The sequence below is a fragment of the Streptomyces sp. UH6 genome (assembly GCF_013421635.1).
In the GTDB taxonomy this organism is placed as follows: domain Bacteria; phylum Actinomycetota; class Actinomycetes; order Streptomycetales; family Streptomycetaceae; genus Streptomyces; species Streptomyces abyssomicinicus.
The window spans coordinates 45,822-64,951 of sequence record NZ_JACADT010000001.1 but is presented as its reverse complement, the minus strand read 5'-3'; the positions used below and the strand labels follow the sequence as shown (position 1 = coordinate 64,951).

The following is a 19,130-nucleotide window of genomic DNA, read 5'->3' as shown; positions in this document are numbered from 1 at the left end:
GGCCGGACCGGCGGCTCAGTCGTGCGGGCCGCGGGCGTGGTGCCGGTCGCGCCAGCCCCGGGGCGGCACCCCGTACGCGTCCTTGAAGACCCTGCTGAAGTGGGTCGCGTTCATGAAGCCCCAGCTCCGCCCGATCGCCGCGACGGTCCGCGACCGCCCGGCGGGCCCGGCCAGCTCCCGCCTGCACGCCTCGAGCCGCCGGGCACGTATCCAGTCACCGAGGCTGATGCCCGACCGGGACAGCACGGCGTACAGGTGCCGTACGGAGATGCCGTGCGCGGCCGCGATCCGGGCCGCCGACAGATCGGGGTCGGCCAGGTGCTCCCGGATGTACTGCGTGATCCGCAGACCGAGCGTCGACTCCAGGGGCCCCTTCGCCGGGCCGGCGTCCCCGCGCTGGGAGACCAGGACGGCCCGCAGCAGCTCGACGCTGGGGGCGACGACGGCCTCGTCGGCGTCGTCGTCGTGCAGCTCGGCGCTGACCGCGAGCTGCGAGAAGAACGTGTAGGCCAGCCGCGCGAGCGGGTTCCCGGCGCCGAACGTCACCGTGGTGGTGTCCCGGAGCAGCCGGTCGGGCAGCGCGAGGGCTGCCAGGGGCAGCCGCAGGAAGTGGTGGTCGATGCCCTGGTCGAAGAGGAGCGTGTACGGGGCGTCGGACCGCAGCACGGCGAACTCCCCGGGGCCCACGACGCATTCGCGCCCGTTCTGCACGCCGATGCTGGTGCCGGTCACCTGAAGACTGAGGAAGAGGGACGGCTCCTCGTCCTTCCGTACGAGCCGCTCCGTGCGGCGCAGTCTGACCGCCGTCGACCGTGCCGAACACATCCTGAGCGGCCCGACGGACCTGACGTCCATCCGTGCCCGGATCTCCCCGGCCGGAGGCCGGTGGTCGATGTCGACGACCACCACCGAGCCCCACACCGCGTCCCGGATGACCTCCTCGCGGTCCTGCGGCCGTATGGACGTGGTGTCCAGCGCCGGACTCATCCGGTGCACCCCGCCCGCCCCGGCACCACCTTGGTTCCTCGCTCCATGCGCCCCCCTCGACACGGCCGGTTCCGGGACGAGTGTGGGTGACGGGTGCCCGCGGTGCAACCGCCGGGGCGCGGGAGGGGCGGTGTGCCGGCACGGCGAGCAAAACATCCGGCACGCACGGCAAAGTCGCGGCTCTCCCACGGGCCTAAGGTCCCTCAGCGGTACACCACTTCCACCGGATCGGACGGGGACCCCTATGCACCTCTCCATACGTCGGGCCATCAGGACCGCCGGCACCGTCGCCGCCGCGACGGTCGCCCTGCTCGGCGCCGCGGCGACCGCAGCCCCCGGGGCCTCGGCAGCCTCCGCTGCCCCCGCGGCGGCCGGCGACCCCTACACCTGCGACACGTACTTGGCCCGCTTCATGGCCTCGCACTCGGCGACCATGCAGGTCAGCGCGTGGATCCCTTACAGCAACGGGATCTACAGCACGGAGTGCACGCTCCGCATGAACGACCAGGGAGGCGGCGTGCGGGCCCTCCAGCGGAGCCTGAAGTACTGCTACCAGCAGAACATCGCCGTGGACGGGAACTTCGGCCCGGCCACCTTCACCGCTCTGAAGAACGCGCAGAGCAAGCTCGCCGGGGTCGCCTCCGACGGGGTGTACGGCTACTACACCGGCCGTGCCATCAAGTTCCCCTACTTCACGCCCACCGGCGCGTTCTACACGTGCCGCTGACCGCCACGTGCGCCACGGGCCGCGACCAGGGAGCTCGAGGGACGCACGAGGCGATGACCGAGGCGGGGGGTGCCGGACGGTGCCCCCCGCTCCCGCGTAGGTAAGGACAGGGAAGTTGAGACGCAGCAAGTTCAGACGCCTGCGCGCCGTGGCGGCCTCGGCGGCCGCACTCGCGGTCGCGGTCGGTATCGGCGCGCCGCAGGCGTCCGCCGACAGTTCGCGCCCGCCGGCGGTCGACGGCCGGACGTCCGGGACGGCGGCCGCGCCGAGGGACGACGGCGCGTCCACGGGTGAGGGACCCGGGTCCAAGCCCTCGGCGGTGACGGAGGACCGTCGTGCCGCCGTACTCGGTGAGGACTTCGCCGGCTCCGAGGACCGGGCGTTCACCACCTCCTCGGACGCCACCGGGTTCCATGTGATGGTGGCGGAGGAGAAGAAGGGGTACGGGTGGCGGACCGCCGCCACCCTGTCCGAGGCCGGTTTCGAGACGGACGCCTGGATCGGCAACGCCTGCGTGACGGAGTCCGGCCGGTACGCCGCCGTGGCGTACGCGCCCCGGACGTTCACCAACAAGCCCGAGCTGATGAGCCGGGGCGCCTTCACCGCGATCGTCGACCTCGACACCGGGAACGTCCGCAAGCTGCCCTTCCAGGCGTCCCTGGGCTACTTCTCGCCGGGCTGCGGCAGCGGTGAGAACGCGGTCTTCTCCCAGTTCACCGACGAGGTGTCCTCGGCCACCTCCGAGACGCGGCTGATCACCGTCGCCGCGTCGAGCGGGACGACGCGCAAGGTCCGCCTGGACGGGCAGATCACCTCGGCGGTACCGGTCGGCGGACACGTCGTCGCCGCCCAGGGCCGTCGGATCGTGGGGATCGACGGCCGGAAGGTGCGGGTGGTGGCCCGCACCCACGGCGTGCCGTTCCAGCTCAAGCCGGACGCGGACGGCGGCGTCACCTTCATCGACCGTCTGCCCGGCGCGGCGCGCTCCGCCGCACAGGCCGACGCCGCGCCCGAAGCCGCCGTCTTCCGCGTGACCCCCGCACAACTGCGCTCGCCGGGGGCGAAGAACACCGCCCAGCGACTGGCCAGGGGGAAGCTGACCGCCTTCGACCTGGCCAGGGCGGCGGACGGCACGGTCTTCGTCACGGGCGACGCCCGTACGGAGCAGGGCCGAAAGCTCCCCGGCTCGGTGCGCAACCCGGGCGGCATCGCCAAGGACGCGCGCATCTCCAGTCACGGCCGCGCCGCCCTCACCACCGCGTGGGCCGACGGCAAGGACCCGCGGACCTCCTCCAGGGACGCCCTGGCGGCCCGGCCGGCAAGGGTGACCCTGAAGGCGCTGGGCACCGGCCAGAGCGTGACGCTCGACGCCATGCCGCACGAGCGCGTCGGCAGCGCGAAGGCGCAGGACACCTCGCTCGCGACCAGCCCGGCCCTGCCCCGGCCGGTGGAGGCGGAGGCGGAGACGGACGCGAAATCGTTCCGCTCGGCCGCCGAGTCGCCGGTCGAGGCGGACCGCACCTGCTCCGTCCCGCGCGGCGACCTGCGCAAGCAGGCGTTCCAGCCGACCCCCCGGCAGGTCGAATGGGCGGTGGACCAGGCCGTGGTGAGAAACCTCAACGCGCACGCGAGCCGGCCGGCCGACTGGAAGGGGATGGGAATGCCCGCGTACTCGCCGCAGACGTTGTTCCCTCTCCGGTCCCTGACCGGCGGGACCGGCGACGACTGGCGCATCCCCGCGCAGATCCTGCTGGGCATCACCGCGCAGGAGTCCAACATGTGGCAGGCCACCCGCTACGCGGTGCCCGGCGTCACGGCCAACCCTCTGGTCGGCAACTACTACGGCGTGCAGTACTCGGCCGACGGCACGCAGCACGACCCCTGGGCGATCGACTGGGCGGAAGCGGACTGCGGCTACGGCATCACCCAGGTCACCGACGGGATGCGACTGCCGGACAAGGGCGAGCTCACGCTGAGTCCGGTCCAGCAGGAAGCCGTGGCCCTCGACTACGCCGCCAACATCGCCAAGGGCGCGGACATCCTCGCCGACAAGTGGAACCAGACCCGGGCGGACGGCCTCGTCGTCAACAACGGTGAACCGAAATGGATCGAGAACTGGTTCTTCGCCCTGTGGGCCTACAACTCCGGCTACTACCCCGAGGCCGAGGCGCACAAGTACTCGGGCAAGTGGGGTGTGGGCTGGACCAACAATCCGGCCAACCCCCTGTGGAAGGAGAACCGCAACCCGTTCCTGGAGTCCGACGGAGGCGGCGACCAGTACGCGGACGCCAAGGACCCGCAGAACTGGCCGTACCAGGAGAAGGTGATCGGCTGGGCGGCCCGCCCCCTCTCCGCGATGTTCGCGCCCGGCGACTTCCAGCCCGGGTACCGGCAGGCGACCTGGCTGACCCCCGGATTCCGCACCGCCGCGAAACCGCCGATCGACCTGTTCTGCGACAGCAGGAACGACTGCGCCCCCTCGAAGATCGGCGAGGACGCCACCAACCACACCGGCGGCGGACCGTGCCTGCTCCCCGGTGAGGAGACCGATCCGCTGTACCTCAAGTGCTGGTACCACCAGCCCGTGACGTGGAAGGACTGCGGTCCCGCGGTAAGGGCCTGCGGCTATCCCCTGCACCGGTTCAACACCGGCTACGTGGAGCAGCCGGACGGCTCCGCCTACCCTCCGAGGTGTTCGGCCGGACTGCCGGCCGGCAGCCTCGTGGTCGACGACATCCCCGCCGGGGCCACTCCCAGCGGCTCCGACAACCGCGACTGCGGGCCGTCGGAGTCGGCGGGAACGTTCACGTTCGACTTCGCCTCACCTTCCGGCCGGATCGATCTCCACCAGATCGGCGCCGGATACGACAACCACTTCTGGTTCTCCCACACCCGTCAGCAGCGCGGCACCGAGCCGCCCCGTGCCAAGGTCACCGGCACCTGGACACTGGGCGGCAACCACCGCGGCTGGATGAGGGCATGGGTGCATCTGCCCGACCACGGAGCCCACACCCGCCAGGCCCTCTACTCGGTCCTGGGGACCGACTCCACCAGCCCGCACCGCGCCAAACCCCAGCGGGTGATGACCAACAAGTGGGTGTCGCTCGGCGCGTTCAACTTCACCGGCCAGCCCCGCGTCTCCCTGTCCAACATCACCGGGGACGGCAACGGGACCGAGGACGTGGCCTGGGACGCCGTGGCGTTCCAGCCGCTGGGCGGGAAGCCCCGCGACCAGATCGTGGCCTTGGGCGACTCGTACTCCTCGGGCGAGGGCGTCACGGAAGGAGCCGGCGGCGTGGACTACTACCCGGAGACCGACTTCTACAACGGTGAGAAGGAGACCATGAACGGCTGTCACCGGTCCCGCAAGGCGTGGTCCCGGCAGGCGGTCCTCCCCGGACGTGCTTCCTCGATCGGCGCGCTGGCCGATGCCGGGGACCCGTCCCTGGACTTCCAGTTCGTCGCCTGCTCGGGAGCGCGGCACTACCACCTCATCGGCGAGGGCCAGCACCACGAGCCGGGCCAGATCGCCCAGGGGGCGCTGGACCAGCACACGTCGCTCGTGACGGTCTCGATCGGCGGCAACGACGCCAGGTTCGCCGACGTCGCCACGAAATGCGTCCTTCCCGGGATCCCGCACTGCTCCGACGCCAGCATCGGCGCCATCGACCCGGACACCGGGGACAAGATCCCGGACGAGGAGACGGGCCCGCTGGAGGCATGGGCGCCCGTCTGGATGCATGACACGGTGCGTCCCCGCCTGGCCACCACCTTGCAGAAGATCCAGGAACGCGCTCCGAACGCGCGGATCGTCCTGATGGGCTATCCCCGACTCCTGACCGGGGCGACCTGCGCGAACGTCAACGAGCAGAACAAGGCCTGGCTGAACGGGCTGGCGGACGTACTGGCGGCCGAGATGGCCGGCGCCGTCGCGGACGCCAACTCCCGGTACGGGACCCGCGCGGTCTTCTCCGACCCGCGCGACGAGTTCGAGGGGAAGGGAATCTGCGGCGATCCGGAAGGGATCCACGGCGTCATCCTCACCGGCCACTCGCAGGCGGACCTGGGGGTCACCTCGAGCAAGTCCTTCCATCCGAACCTCCACGGCGCCACGCTCTACGCCGACGCCCTGGAGGCCACCCTGAACTCCCTGCGGTAGCGGACACCCCGCCGGTACGGCGGGCCCGGGGCGGACACACACGGCGCCGCCGCCACGCGATCCCCGCGTGGCGGCGGCCGGCCGCGGCCCGGAAGTCACCGATGTGCACGGTTCCGGTGCCGGCCGCGGCCCCGAGACCGACGGCCCGGCCCGTCACTGCGCATGTCTGCGTCAACGGAAGGCGCACCGGGCGACCACTCCACCGGGGTTACCTCAAGTACCTTGTCTGCACACGGACTTGAGGGGGGCATGGACGTGCACTACGGGGAACGTGAAGTGCTGCCGGCCTGTTCGGCCAATCCGCGGATGGGGACCCGGGAGGGGTTCGACGTCCAGCGGCAGGTGGAGGCGGTGGTACAGGACTTCCGATCGAGCGACCCGCCCATGCCCGTCGTCGTCCTGCACTCGGACGACGACACCGGAGCGCGGAGCATCGCGACGGAGCTGTGCGAGGTGCAGAAGAGCCACGGCACCCGGTGCGCGGTCCCGTCGGCGATGGCAGGAGGACGTCGGCGGACACGGCCCGGCGAGGACCCGGGGCCGGACGACGTCAGGGCGGAGGGGTTACGCAACGCGATACGCGCGGTCGGTGAGCTCAGCGACCCGAAGAAGTGGAACGGCGTCGGCTCGCGCGCCGACCGGGACCGTTCGGACTACCGGCGGTACGTCTTCCCCCGGACCCGATTCGTCGTCGCGGTCGACGACGCCGTGAGGAGGTGGGCGGAGTCGGCCTCGGCGGGCGAGGCGGGCGAGGGGGACCGGAGGGCCTCCGAGAAGGCGTTGCTGAGGGCGTTGGTGGACGAGCGTCGTCCCCAGTTCTCCCACTGGGTGCCGCGGCGCACGGTCAGCGACATGAGCCACGTGTTTCCGATGATCATCACGACCGTCGTCGCCGCCACCCTGGCGGCGACCCTCGCGGACGTCTCGGGCATCACGGCGGCGCTCTGCGGCACCGGCCTCGTGGCGCTGCTCCTGATCCTCAACTTCGTGCCGCGGAGCATGCCGGTCTTCCAGTGGCTGCGCAGGGAGTGCCGTTGGTTCATGACCACCACGTTCCTGCGGGCGGCCGCCGCGCAGAGCCGGCCCGTCGCGGCCTCGCCGTTGCGGCCCTTCCGGTCCCGGGACGGCGTCGCGGCGCGTCTGTACGAAGTCGCCCAGGCCATGACCGACAGCCAGGAGAAGGACGCCTTCCGGCTGCGGCTGCACGTGCTGGCCCTGCTCGAGGACCTGCGGGACAGCCACCGTCGGTGGAGCTGGGACCTCCGCGGGTTCAAGCGGCTCCGGCCGCCCATGATGTTCCTCCCGGTGGCGGACGCCGACAACGGGGGGATCGAGCTGATCAAGGCCGTCAGCGACATCCGCAGCCGTCGCAGTGAGCTCGACCCGCTGCTGGTGGTCGCCGCCGTGCCCCGCGACAGCGTCGAGCTCCTGAGGCGCACCCTCCCGGCGGGAGGGGAAACGGGAACGGCCGGGGGCGGCGGGCGTGCGCAGGAGGCCGACCGGACACAGCTCTCCGACTGGCACATGGCGTGGGCCGTCAACCTGCGCGTGGGTCAGTCCCCGAGCCACTGGGGCGGTCTGCCCTGGGTGGTGAGCATCCCGGTGCCCGCGAAGGAGCGCCAGACCGCACTGGACACGGGGCGGTGTGTGAAGGCGTCCACGAGGCGCACCGTCGCCCGGGTGGCGTGGTCCGCGCAGACGCTCGCCCTGTCGCTGGTCCTGCTGGCCGGGGGCACCGTCGCGTACGCCGACGTGCTGTCCGACCGGCACTGCTCCACCACCTGGCTGACCGCGAACCGGGACACCCGCCGCAAGGCCGCTTCCGACGACCGCACCACGGAGTGCATCGGGATCGCCACGGAGGGGGTCCGGTTCTCCAGGTGGCTGCCGGGCGGCGACGGCGAACCGGCCGACGGGGAGGCCTCCCGCCCGGGCGGTGCGCCGTGGACCCTGTCACAGCTGGAGACGAAGATCGCGGAGCAGAACGAGAGGGCCCTGGGGGCAGGCCCGGGCACGTACGTCACGGTGGTCTACGCGGGGCCGCTCAGTGCCGACGAACGGCGCGGCTATTCCCCCGTGAAAGGGCTGGAGGAACTCGGCGGTGTCTACCTCGCCCAGGCGGTGGTGAACAAGGCGTCCAGCGTGAAGCTGCGGGTGCTCGTGGCCAACGGCGGCGTCGACCTGGGTGACCAGGTCGAGATGGCCGAGCTGATCGCCGCGTACGCCGAGCGGGACCCGACACTGGTGGGCGTGGTCGGCACGGGGCGGGACCTCGACTCCAGCGAGCGGACGACGCGCATACTCCAGCGGGCAGGGCTGCCCGTCGTGTCCGGGACCAACTCCGCCACCTACCTGCCGAAGCAGTTCGCGAACTGGTTCAGCCTCGCCGCCCCGGACGACTGGCAGACCTCTCAACTCGGCCTGATAGCACGGCAGCTGCGCCGGGCGGCCGGAGGGCAGCGGCCGCCGGCCCTGGTGGTCGCCCGCGACACCAAGGCCTCCGACGACCGCTACACGGAGGAACAGGCCCGCTACGGCGGAGAGATGCTCGACCGGGAGGACTTCGCCCTGCAGGATCCGTTGTCGTACGCCCTCGGCCCGGGTGGCGACCCCGAGTTCCGGGGGCCGGCCGGCAAGATCTGCGGGAGCGCCGCCGTGCCGTCGGTGATCTATTTCGCGGGCCGGGTGGAGGACGTCGGTCCCTTCATGGAACAGCTCGGCACGCACTCGGGATGCGCCGGCCGGGAGATGTCCGTCATCACCGGTGACGACCTGTCCAAGGCCGTCTTCGCGCCCGGCAACGAGAGCGTGGCTCCCAAGGTCACGCTGTACCACGCGGCGCTGGCGGAGCTGCGCAAGGCCGCCCGGGACACCGAGTTCTACAACCACGCCGCGGAGTACCTGCCCGGCGTCGGCGACACGGTGCGTCACGACTCGCCCGCGCTGGCCAGCGGGCAGACCGCCCTCTCGTACGACGCGACCCGGGCCCTGTTCGACGCGGCCTCCCGTGAGGACACCGCGCAGAGCAGGAGCTCCACCTGGGTCAATCTGCGGGCCGTACGGCTCCACGGCATGGCCACCGGCACGATCGACTTCCAGCAGGCGCCGCTCTACGCGGGCCGCAAGGGGCACAGCATCGCCCTCATGGAGGTTCGTCGCCGCGAGGACGGTTCCTCGCACTCCCGGGTGGTGTGCAGCCGGGTGGCCGGGGACACGCGGCCCCTCACGGAGAGGGAGTGCGCGATCGGGAACGGGGGCGGCGACTGAGCCCCGACGCGGTCGGGGCAGCCGGACGCAGTTCCCTCGGGCGGCGGCACGGCCGTGAGGGGCGCGCCGAGGACCAGAAGTCCCAGGCCGGACCCGGAAGTGCCGCCGCACCCCTCCCGGAACATGCTTCGCGGTTCCACGGGGTGCGACGGCATCTTCCCGTCAGATGTCGCGGAAGAGACCAGTCACTCAGCTGGCCTGCGAGAACGATCGACCATCAGTTGCTGACCTGCAGATATGGCCTTTCGGCTGTTTCACGCTCGTGCCCCCTGATGCGGCCGAAAGTCCCAGGAAAGTCCCAGAGGACTCCCACGGACGCCCGTAGTTCTTTCCAGGTCAGGCGGCCGGTGCAGGACGCCGTGGAGCCCAGCAGCCGGGGATTCGGTCGCCTGGGGCAGAAACAGATCTAAGGCAGGGTGGACTCCGGACCTCTGCGGTCTGAAGCGAACGGATCCAGACCACCCCCCCCGCGTCGGCGGAAAGGACGTCGAACTCGTGCGGGTGCGTTGAGCAGTCGTCGGAACACCCCGCGTCCGCGTGGGTGTTCCGCAGTCACCGAGCGCCCGCCCGCATCACCTGACGTCCTCCCCGCCGACGCGGGGGTGTTCCGATCGGGGACCAGAATTCCGGCGCGTAATGGTCGTGTGGGTGGACGTGACTGCGCCCCGTCAGGAGGTCTTGGCGGGGAGCAGGTGCTCAGCCCTTCTGAACGGCCGCCGTGTGCTGGCGGCAGCACGCGCACTGGGAGAGGCAGAGCGTGGGCATCGGCTGGTCCGGCGGTTCCAACACCGCCGCGTGGCTGCCAGGAAGGGTCATCCGTTCCGTGCTTTGCCAGGGCGGTCAGGCGACAGTACGACGAGCCTGTGATCCGTGGCGCAGCGCTGGTGGAAGAGGGGGACGTCAGTGTGACTGCTTGCTGAGGTCCAGCGAGCGCGGCACCAGGAGGGCGACCGCCGCTGCGGCGACCGTCATGATGATGAAGCCGGCGAGACCGGTCTGCGCGAGGGCCTCAACAAAGGACTGGTTTGCCAGCACCGTCAGCTTCTGCGAACCGGTTTCCGCAGCCACGCCTACGGCTCCTCCGAGGGACTCGCGAGCTGCTGCCGTCTGGGAGCTGTCGAGGCCGAGTCCGGCGAGGGCCGTCGCGGTGAGTTTCGCGCTGTACGCAGCCGCGGCGATACTGCCGAGGATGGCAACACCGAGGACGCTGCCGAGTTCGTAACTGGTTTCTTCGAGGGCTGCGGCGTTTCCGGCCTTGTCCTGTGGGGTGCCCGACATGATGATCGCTGAGCCCACGGCGAGGGAGCTGCCCCCCGAGCCGAGGAGGATCAGGGCGATGACCATCCAGCCGTACGACAGCGGGGTCGGCGCCAGGAAGATGACGAGGAAGCCGAGCCCTGCCACGGCGAGACCCCCGCCGAGTACGGCCCGGGCGCCGATGCGATCGGCCAGTGCCGGCGCCAGTGGGGAGGCCACACCGACGGCGAGGACGGCGGGCAGCATGGATAGGCCAGCTTCGAGAGGGGAGGAGCCCCGCACGAGTTGCAGCCACTGTGCCGCCAGGAGCAGCAGCGCCGACATGGCGAACATGAACGTCAGCGCCGCGACGATGCCTGCGGTGAACGGGCCGTTGCGGAACAGGCGCAGGTCGAGCATGGGGTTGCTCCGGCTCAGGCAACGCCGGACGAACCAGGTCAGGGCCAGTACAGCCGCGCTGAAGACGGCCCACCCCGACAGATCGCCGACTCCTTCGTGGGCGAAGTGCTTGATCGACCACACTAGCGCGGCCATGCCGCTGATGGAGGCCAGTGCGCCGATGGTGTCCCACTGCGGCGGCGTTGCACTGCGGAACTCGGGCAGCAGAAAGAGGCCGGCGATCAGGGCGATGGCCATCAGTGGAACGTTGATGAGGAAGGCGGACTGCCAGGAGTAGTACTCGAGCAGGAGGCCGCCCACGACGGGGCCGACGGCCATGCCTAGCGAGGAGACGGCAGCCCAGATGCCCAGCGCCGTGGCGCGTTCCTTGGGGTCGGTGAAGATTACGCGAATCATCGACAAGGTCGTCGGCATGATCATCGCGCCGCCGATTCCGAGCAGGGCGCGGATGGCGATCACCAAGCTGGGCGTGGTTGCCGTCAGTACGAGCAGGGAGGCGACTGCGAACACGCCGAAGCCGGTGAGCAGGATGCGCTTGCGGCCGAAGCGGTCGGCGACGGCGCTCATGGGGACGAGCAGGCCCGCTAGGACGAGCGCGTAGATGTCGACGATCCACAGCTGTTGCGCGGCGGTCGGTGTCAAGTCCGTGGTGATGTGCGGCAGCGCGACATTGAGGATCGTCATGTCGATGGAGATGACGACCAGGCTGGCCGACAGGACGGCCAGGGCGGCCCATCGCTGAGCGGGGCTGAGCGCCGACGCGTGCGATTGCCTGTCGTCGTGGTTGGTGATCATGCTCCCTCTCCTTCAGCGCGCAGCAGCGCCGTGAGGGCGCTGGTGAGAGTGGGAAGGTCGAGGGGCTTGCCGGTGAGGGTCGCGTGCAGGCTGGCCCCTTCGACGTAGACGGCGATGTTGCGTGCGGTGGTCGGGTCGGTCAGGGCCGCAGTCAGCTGGATGAATCCATCGAACCATCGCAGTGCGAGATGTCGCAGTGCGGGATCCTGCGCCGCGGAGCTGTAGAGGGCGGCGTCGGCCCGCACCTGCTCGACGTCGCTGAGGTAGGCGTGCAGCTGCCCGGCAAGCACGGTCGCGTCACCGTTGGCGGCGGCGACCTCGTCCGCGATCCTGGCGAGGTGGTTGTTGAGGCTGTCGGCCAGTTGGGCGAGTGCGGCCTCTCGCAGCTCGCCGAGTGTGGCGAAGTAGTAGGTGGTCGCTCCCAACGGCACCCCTGCCCGCTCGGCCACCTGGCGGTGCGTCAAGTCTCCGGAACCCATCAGTAGCTCCGCGGCCGCTTGCACGATCGCCCGTCGACGGGCCTCCGGATCACGACGGCTGCGCTTGGGTCCCGTGCTGTCTGTTTCGGTCATCTGCACTCCTTGTTTTCGACCAGCCCAGCTAATGTACCATCGTACAAGTACAAGCGTACAAGTACAGACGTACAAGTTCGTGGACATCTGGCCTGAGCTGCAAGGACGTGCGCGGGACCAGGCCGAACAGGTGAGGAGACACCTCATGGCACACACAGCAAGTTCCCCGGCAGGTGCGAGGCGAGCCTTGGTGGTCGGCGGCGGTATCGCCGGCAGCGCTGCGGCATGGTGGCTTCATCACACGGGATGGAACGTTGTGCTCGTCGATGCCAGCTCAGCCCCGCACAGCGGGGGCTTCGTGCTCGATCTCAGCGCCACAGCTCAGGCCATCCTGCACAAGATGGATGCCGACCACATCGTGGAACGGACGAGCTTCGCCACCCCGGCGACGGCTTTGCGGTTCAAGGGCGGTCGCCGCCCCCTTCAGATCACCTTCGCCGGCGGCGAAAACCGCCTTGCCCATCGCGGCAGGCTGATCGAGGAGCTGCTGAAGCACGTACCGGAGGAGGTCGACGTGCGCCTGGGGACACGTTTGGTGTCGCTGGAGCATCGAGCCGAACAGGTGCTCGCGAAGTTCGCCGAGGACGGTGAGGGGCCAGGGGAGCCCTTCGACATCGTCGTCGGTGCCGACGGTGTCCACTCCACGGTACGCGGCCTCGTGCTGAGCAACACGGACGCAAGTCTTTACCGCAACGGCTTGTCGCACCTGTGGATGACCGTTGACCGTGCCATGCCTGACCCCGACGCAGTAGTCGTCGGCCGTCACCGCGCCGTGGTGTTCGCCTACCCCTATCCCCAAACTGCCAAGACGCAAATTGTTGCCGCCGTCCAGGCTCCCCAGAACGTCACCGAACTGCGGCCACTGGTCGAGCAAGTGGCGAAAGCCCTGTACAGCACAGGACGCGAACTCGAAGACATCGCTGAAGGGGTGCTGGCGTCGGATGACGTACTGATGACGCGGTTCACCCAGGTCCGCACATCCCGCTGGTCCGCCCGTCGCGTCGTCCTCATCGGCGACGCGGCCCACTGCATCGACCCCTTGTCAGGGCTGGGTGCACACGGCGCACTTCTGGGGGCGGTGACGTTGGCCAAGTCGCTCCAGGAGCACGGCGCGGACACGGCCGCGGCCTTCACCGCCTACGAGCGTCACGTCCGCCCGTTCGTGCAGACGAGCCAGCGCGTGACGGCTCGCGCTGCGGAGTACGTCACCCTACCGACGTGGAGGGATCGCTTCATGACCGTCCTTGGGGGAGCCGGTGAGCTGGCGCAGTCCCTGCCGCGAGCAGTCTCCGCGTCTGGCCGAAGGGCCCTCGGCGGCGCTGCGGACCTCGCAGCCGTGCAGCGAGTCCGGCCGTAAGGTCAGTTGACGGATCGACCTTTGACTCACCGGGCACCTCGCGTGCCGCTGCTCCGGGTACTTCTCGCCGTTGCATTTCAGCGTGCACGGCGAGGGAGGCCCGGCTCGAGTGTGAGCAGGGCGTCGCTCGTGCCCAAACGCGTCAGCCTGCGGTGGGGGTGAGCAGCGCTGCGTGCGGTACCAGTTCGCCGGCCCCGGTCGTCGAGTGTGGTGGGGTTATCCGGGGAGGGATTCAGGCGGTGGCAGAGGTGCGCCGTCACCACCGGCCCCGCCTTCGGCCTCCCCGGCGACGGCGACTTCACACAGGTTCTCCGGTGGCTCAACGGCCAAGAGCCGCCCGACGGCACCTGCTGACGATCACTCATCCGTCCTGTCCAGGCGGGTCAGGGGACCCGGTCCTGCGGGTGTGACCGGGTCCGGCAACAGCCCTTCGGTGAAGTCGTTGAGAAGCGAGGTGATCGTCTCTTCGGCGTCGACACGGTTGGCGCCGATGTTTCCGGTGGGTCCGCGTTTGATCCAGCCCGTGCAGTACAGACCGTGAAGCGGCTCGCCCGATGCAGCGAGGATGCGGCCAGCACGGTGGGGAATCGTGCCGGTCGTCGAGTCGAACGGCAGACCGGCCGTTGCTCGACCGCGGAAGCCAGTGGCTCGGATGACGAGTGTGGTGTCGATTCTCTCGGCTGTACCGTCAGGCCGATGCAGCAGGATGCCTGTCACCGCGGTGTCGCCCGTAAGTTCGGCAGGGGTGAGGCGGTATCGCAGTGTGATCCGACGCCGGGCACTGGGAACCCGAGTAGCCGCTTCCCGTACTACGGCAAGCCGGCGTCGAAGATCACGTGACGCGTGCTCGATGGTGTCGAGTTGGGGCTCGGCCACAGTGATTTCCTCCGGATGCGCCAAGAGGTCGACATCAGAGAGGTGACTCATCGCCAGAAGCTCGCCGGTGCCGTGGGCGGCGGAGGCTGGGCCTCGCCGTGCGACGACCATCACCTCCTCGACCGCGCTCTGTCGGAGGGCTTCCAGGGCATGACGAGCGATCGATGTGTGTTCCAGGGCCGCAACGGGTTGGGCAAGGAGCCGCGCGATATCGAGAGCAACATTTCCATTGCCGATGATGACGGCACGCCGGCCGGACAAGTCGAACCGGCGGTCAGCGAAGTCAGGGTGGTCGTTGTACCAGGCGACGAAGTCCCGGGCGGACACCGACCCTGCGAGCTCCTCGCCGGGAATGCCCAGCGCGCGATCGGTGAAGGCCCCGACGGCCCATATCACCGCGTGGTGATGCCGACGGAGCTCCTCGATGCTGACGTCCCGGCCGACCTCGACGCCGAACCGGCTGGTCACGTTGGGGCGCTGCAGGATCGGAGCGAACCGCTCCATGATGCGTCTGGTCCGCTTGTGGTCCGGCGCTACGCCGAACCGTGCGAGCCCGTAAGGCACTGCCAGCTTCTCGATGACGGTGACCTCGACTCCACGGATCTCGCTGAGCCCGCTGGCCGCGTAAAGGGCGGCCGGACCGGAGCCCACGACGGCGACCCGGAGGCGAGGCCGTTCTCGTGGAAGGCGTCGACGCGTGATAGGTGGTGGTGCCACCTCGGTGAGCGGGTGGTCGGCGAAGTGGTCGGCGTTGATGCGACGGAACTCTTCTAGATGCGGCGGCAGTTCGGCGTCGTGAACGATCGCTTCGACCGGGCACTCCGCAGCACAGGCGCCACAGTCTATGCAGGCGGAGGGGTCGATGTAGAGCTGGTCGGTGGCGGTGAAATCGGGGTCACCGGGGCGGGGTCGGATGCATTGGACCGGGCAGACAGCGACGCACGAGCTGTCGTTGCAGCAGTTCTGTGTGATGACGTAGGCCATGGCCGGCACCCGGCTTCCCTGCGGGTCGAGCTTCCAGGATTGAAATATTTATTGCGTTACACAACGCGCATCATACATACTCCCGCCAAGCTGACAGGGGCTCGCGGTCGTGCCCGGGCTTTGAAGCAGAAGGAGTGCGATGAGGCAAGCAGACGTCGTGGTGGCCGGGGCAGGTCTGGCGGGTCTCGTCGCCGCCCGGGACCTCGTCGCGGCCGGAATGGACGTCGTGGTGCTGGAAGCGCGCGACCGGGTCGGTGGCCGCACCTGGACGAAGACGTTCGAGGCGGCCGGCACCGCGGTCGACCTCGGCGCGGAATGGGTCGCGCCCAACCACCACGAGGCGGTCGTGCGGGAGGCGGCGAAGTACGGCCTCGATCTTGCGCTCGACCAGACCAAGGACTGGGACGACGCCGACCCGCTCGACACCATGGCGGGAAGCGAGTACGAGCGAGCCCTGGCGCGTCTGGACAAGGACGCCGCCCTGGTCGCTTTCGACCGTCCCGACTGGTACCGGGCCGTCGAGCACTTGGATGTGACCATGGCCGACTACCTTGAGGAACTTGGCCTGCGAACGGAGGTACGTCAGAGGCTGCTCGCCGAGTCGTTCGCGCTCATGGGCGCGAGCGAGAACGACTACTCCGTCATCAGTCTGCTGCACGAGGTCAGCGGATTCGGAAGCGCCCGCGCCGCGTTCGAGGGCGAGTCCGCCCGGATCGCTGGTGGCACCGACGGCATCGCGCGGGCCATCGCGGAGCAGTTGGGATCGCGTGTACGGCTCGGCCACCGGGTCGAAGGTGTCGGACCGCACGACGACGGCGTCGTCGTGTCCGGCGACGGGTTCTCGGTGACCGCCGCCGCGGCGATCATCGCGTTGCCTGTCAACGTACTGTCCCAGCTGCGTCTCGACGTCCCCATCACCCCAGAAGCGGGACGGGTCGTGGCCCAAGGGCACGTGGGACGGGCGGCCAAGGGGTGGACCACGGTTGCGGGCGAGGCGGACGGGCTGCACTCCGTCGGCTGGCCCGACGCCATCGAGGCGTACGCGGTAGCCGGCGCCGACACCAGTGCCGTGGCGTACTTCGGTGTCGCCGAGCCGAGCCACGAGGCGGCGCTGCAGCGGGGCTGGACCGCGTTGCAGGCTCGGCATCCCGCGATCGGCCAGCAGGCGGAGACACTGTCGCACGACTGGATCAGCGATGATTTCGCGCGGGGCACCTGGCACACCGCCAGGCCCGGCCAAGCCGTAGGTTGGCACGAACTCGCGGCAAACCCGGGACCGTTCTTCTTCGCAGGGGGTGACATCTCCCGCCGCTGGTTCGGCTGGATGGACGGCGCGATCACCTCCGGCGCCGACGCGGCCGTGCGCGCCACCGCCTTCGTCCGTGGCCAAGAGGTGCCGGACGCCCTGGGATGAGCTCGCAGTCAGTGGGCATCGGATCGCTCGCTCGCCTGGAGGTCACTGCGACCAAGGGCTTCGCGCTGCGGGTAGTGCCGGAGATCCAGGTCGAGAGCACCGGCATCGTCGGAAACCGAGAGTTCTTCCTCGTGGACATCGACGAACGGCTGTACTCGGTCCCGCGCGACCCGATCTTCTTGGACCACTGGACCTCCTACGACCCCGCCTCCGGAACTTTCGCTGTGGGCCGGGGCGAGAGGACCGAGTGCGCCCAGGCGCTCGAGCCCGCGGGCGGTGCGCGCCCTTTCCACCTCGACGACCGGACAGTCCAGGGGCGGTGGGCACCCGGCCCTTGGGATGAGTACCTGTCCGAAATCGCCGGCCGGGCACTGCGATTGGTGCACTGCACCGATCCCGGCGGCGGACACGATGCGTACCCGGTGACTCTCCAGTCCACCGCATCACTGGCCGCGCTGGGCACGGAGACGGACGGCCAGCCTGTGGATCCGCGCCGATTCCGGCTCAACGTCACCGCCGACCTCGGCGACGTGCCCTTCGAGGAGGACGGCTGGAACAACAGGGTCCTGCAGATCGGCGAGTGCCAATTGCGCGTGCGCGAGGGCATCCCGCGCTGCCTGGCGGTCGAACACCGCCCGCGGGATGGTGACCGAGCGCTGCGGATGCAGGCCCGAATCCGTAGCGTGCGGGGCGCCACCCCCAGTGCCTGGGGACCGGCCGTCCTGTTCGGCGTCTACGCGGACGTGGTTCGCCCAGGGCGCATCACCATGACAGACCCGGTCCACCTGCTTCCGTAGCCGGACCGGACGCGCACTCACCAGACACAACACAACGCAATAAGGAAAGCGCAACACACCGACGTACCACCAGCAATATGACGCAGGGTAAGGAGACGGCATGTCAGACGAGATCATCCGGAAGAGCGCAGCAGAGCTCGCGGAACTGTACCGGAGCGGCGAGGTATCGCCCGTTGAGGTGGTCGATGCCGTGCTCGACCGGATGGAGCATGTCGATCAGGCACTCAACATCATGGTCACCACCACCGCCGACCAAGCGCGTGCCGACGCCAAGAAGGCGGAGAGCCGCCTGCGGTCGGGGGAGGAGCTGCCTGCGCTGTTCGGTGTGCCGATGACTGTGAAGGACTTGGCCGAAACCGCCGGTGTCCGGACGACCTACGGATCTGTTGCTTTCAGCGAGTACGTCCCCGACGAAGACGCGATCGGCTGGGCGCGGCTGAAGGAGCAGGGGGCCATCCTGCTCGGAAAGACCACCACGCCCGAGTTCGGCCTGCTCGGCGTCACCGAGAGCAAGCTCACCGGGACGACGAGCAATCCCTGGAGGCCGGGCTACACCCCCGGCGGTTCCAGCGGCGGCGCGGCTGCCGCGGTGGCCGCCGGTGTCGGGCCGGTGGCTTGGGGCTCGGACGGCGGAGGTTCCATCCGGGTGCCGTCCGCACTGTGCGGCGTGGTGGGTATCAAGCCTTCCATCGGCCGGATACCCGCAGCCGAGTGCGTCGACGGCGACTCCACCGACGGTCCCATCGCCCGCACGGTCTTGGACGCGGCGATCGTCTTCGACGCCACCGCAGGCCACCATCCCTCCGACCGCTTCTCCGTGCCGCGCGACGCCCGTAGCTACACCGAGGCCGCGCTCACGCCGGGAGACTTGACCGGAGTGCGCGTCGCTGCCTGTTACGACCTGGGCCAGAAAGTTCTCGACCCCGAGATACGCCGGGTTTTCGCTGCGGCCCTGGAGGATATGCGCGCCGCAGGCGCGAGCGTGGAGGAGGTCGGCATCCAGCTGCCCGACACGCAGGTGTTCTTTGATCACCTCAACGGTTATGCGTACCTGGAGTTGGTGGAGCAGCTGCAGGCGGGCGGCGTGGAGGTATGGCCCATGATCCTTGAGATGGCCGAACGCGCCAAGAACGTCACAGGCAGGCAGGTCTACACGGCCTTCACACAGGGCAAGACCGAGATCTACAACGCGTTCTCCACCGCCATGAACGGGGCCGACGTGCTTGTGACGCCCACTACACCGGTGCCCGCCTTCCCCAACGCGGGCGATTACGGCCCCCGCGGCATGGTCGATGGCCAGGAGGCGCCGCCGCTGGCCCTGCTGCTCCACTCGATGACGGAACCGCCCGCTCATGCCGGTCTGCCCGCGTTGAGCGTGCCGGGGGGCTTCACGTCTCAAGGACTACCGGTGGGGCTGCAGTTCATCGGCCCGCTGTGGGCAGACGCGGACGTGGTGTCCGTCGCTGCCCGCTACCAGCGCGCCACCGACTGGCACACACGCCATCCCGTGCTCTGAACTGCAGCGCAATTGTGACGGCT

The 19,130-nt window shown here is 69.7% G+C and carries 11 protein-coding genes; 7 read left to right on the top strand and 4 right to left on the bottom strand.

Going from position 1 to position 19,130, the window contains the following annotated elements:
* Positions 1-15: 15 nt before the first annotated feature.
* Positions 16-987: a helix-turn-helix domain-containing protein gene (locus tag HW445_RS00260; protein WP_180218971.1), complete on the bottom strand. Its 972-nt coding sequence runs from the start codon at positions 985-987 to the stop codon at positions 16-18.
* 244 nt (positions 988-1,231) lie between these two features.
* On the opposite strand from HW445_RS00260, the gene HW445_RS33025 reads away from it, so the two are divergent.
* The 3 genes from HW445_RS33025 (at position 1,232) to HW445_RS00245 (ending at position 9,140) form a co-directional block, all read left to right on the top strand.
* Positions 1,232-1,714, top strand: coding sequence for a peptidoglycan-binding protein (locus HW445_RS33025; protein WP_257230712.1), 483 nt, complete (start codon positions 1,232-1,234; stop codon positions 1,712-1,714).
* A gap of 115 nt (positions 1,715-1,829) precedes the next feature.
* Positions 1,830-5,873, top strand: coding sequence for an SGNH/GDSL hydrolase family protein (locus HW445_RS00250; RefSeq protein WP_180218970.1), 4,044 nt, complete (start codon positions 1,830-1,832; stop codon positions 5,871-5,873).
* Positions 5,874-6,122: 249 nt separating this feature from the next.
* Complete coding sequence (locus HW445_RS00245) at positions 6,123-9,140, top strand: ABC transporter substrate-binding protein (RefSeq protein WP_257230711.1); 3,018 nt, start codon at positions 6,123-6,125, stop codon at positions 9,138-9,140.
* A gap of 900 nt (positions 9,141-10,040) precedes the next feature.
* On the opposite strand, the gene HW445_RS00240 is transcribed toward HW445_RS00245, so the two are convergent.
* A complete protein-coding gene (locus HW445_RS00240; RefSeq protein WP_180218969.1) occupies positions 10,041-11,591 on the bottom strand; it encodes an MFS transporter in 1,551 nt (516 codons plus the stop codon).
* Positions 11,588-12,163: a TetR/AcrR family transcriptional regulator gene (locus HW445_RS00235; RefSeq protein ID WP_180218968.1), complete on the bottom strand. Its 576-nt coding sequence runs from the start codon at positions 12,161-12,163 to the stop codon at positions 11,588-11,590. The genes HW445_RS00240 and HW445_RS00235 overlap by 4 nt, the downstream gene beginning before the upstream one ends.
* 190 nt (positions 12,164-12,353) lie before the next feature.
* Here HW445_RS00235 and HW445_RS00230 point away from each other — a divergent pair, with 190 nt between their 5' ends.
* Complete coding sequence (locus HW445_RS00230) at positions 12,354-13,520, top strand: NAD(P)/FAD-dependent oxidoreductase (RefSeq protein WP_308797984.1); 1,167 nt, start codon at positions 12,354-12,356, stop codon at positions 13,518-13,520.
* A gap of 357 nt (positions 13,521-13,877) precedes the next feature.
* Here HW445_RS00230 and HW445_RS00225 read toward each other — a convergent pair whose 3' ends face one another.
* On the bottom strand, positions 13,878-15,380 hold the full coding sequence (locus tag HW445_RS00225; protein ID WP_180218966.1) for an FAD-dependent oxidoreductase: 1,503 nt from the start codon (positions 15,378-15,380) through the stop codon (positions 13,878-13,880).
* Positions 15,381-15,519: 139 nt separating this feature from the next.
* Between HW445_RS00225 and HW445_RS00220 the strand changes: the two genes are divergently transcribed.
* The 3 genes from HW445_RS00220 (at position 15,520) to HW445_RS00210 (ending at position 19,107) form a co-directional block, all read left to right on the top strand.
* Positions 15,520-16,794, top strand: a complete 1,275-nt coding sequence (locus HW445_RS00220; RefSeq protein WP_180218965.1) for an NAD(P)/FAD-dependent oxidoreductase — start codon at positions 15,520-15,522, stop codon at positions 16,792-16,794.
* Positions 16,795-16,805: 11 nt separating this feature from the next.
* Positions 16,806-17,591, top strand: coding sequence for an MOSC domain-containing protein (locus HW445_RS00215; RefSeq protein ID WP_180218964.1), 786 nt, complete (start codon positions 16,806-16,808; stop codon positions 17,589-17,591).
* 100 nt (positions 17,592-17,691) lie between these two features.
* The gene (locus tag HW445_RS00210) at positions 17,692-19,107 is read left to right on the top strand and encodes an amidase (protein ID WP_180218963.1); all 1,416 of its coding nucleotides are present in this window, start codon (positions 17,692-17,694) and stop codon (positions 19,105-19,107) included.
* Positions 19,108-19,130 lie beyond the last annotated feature (23 nt).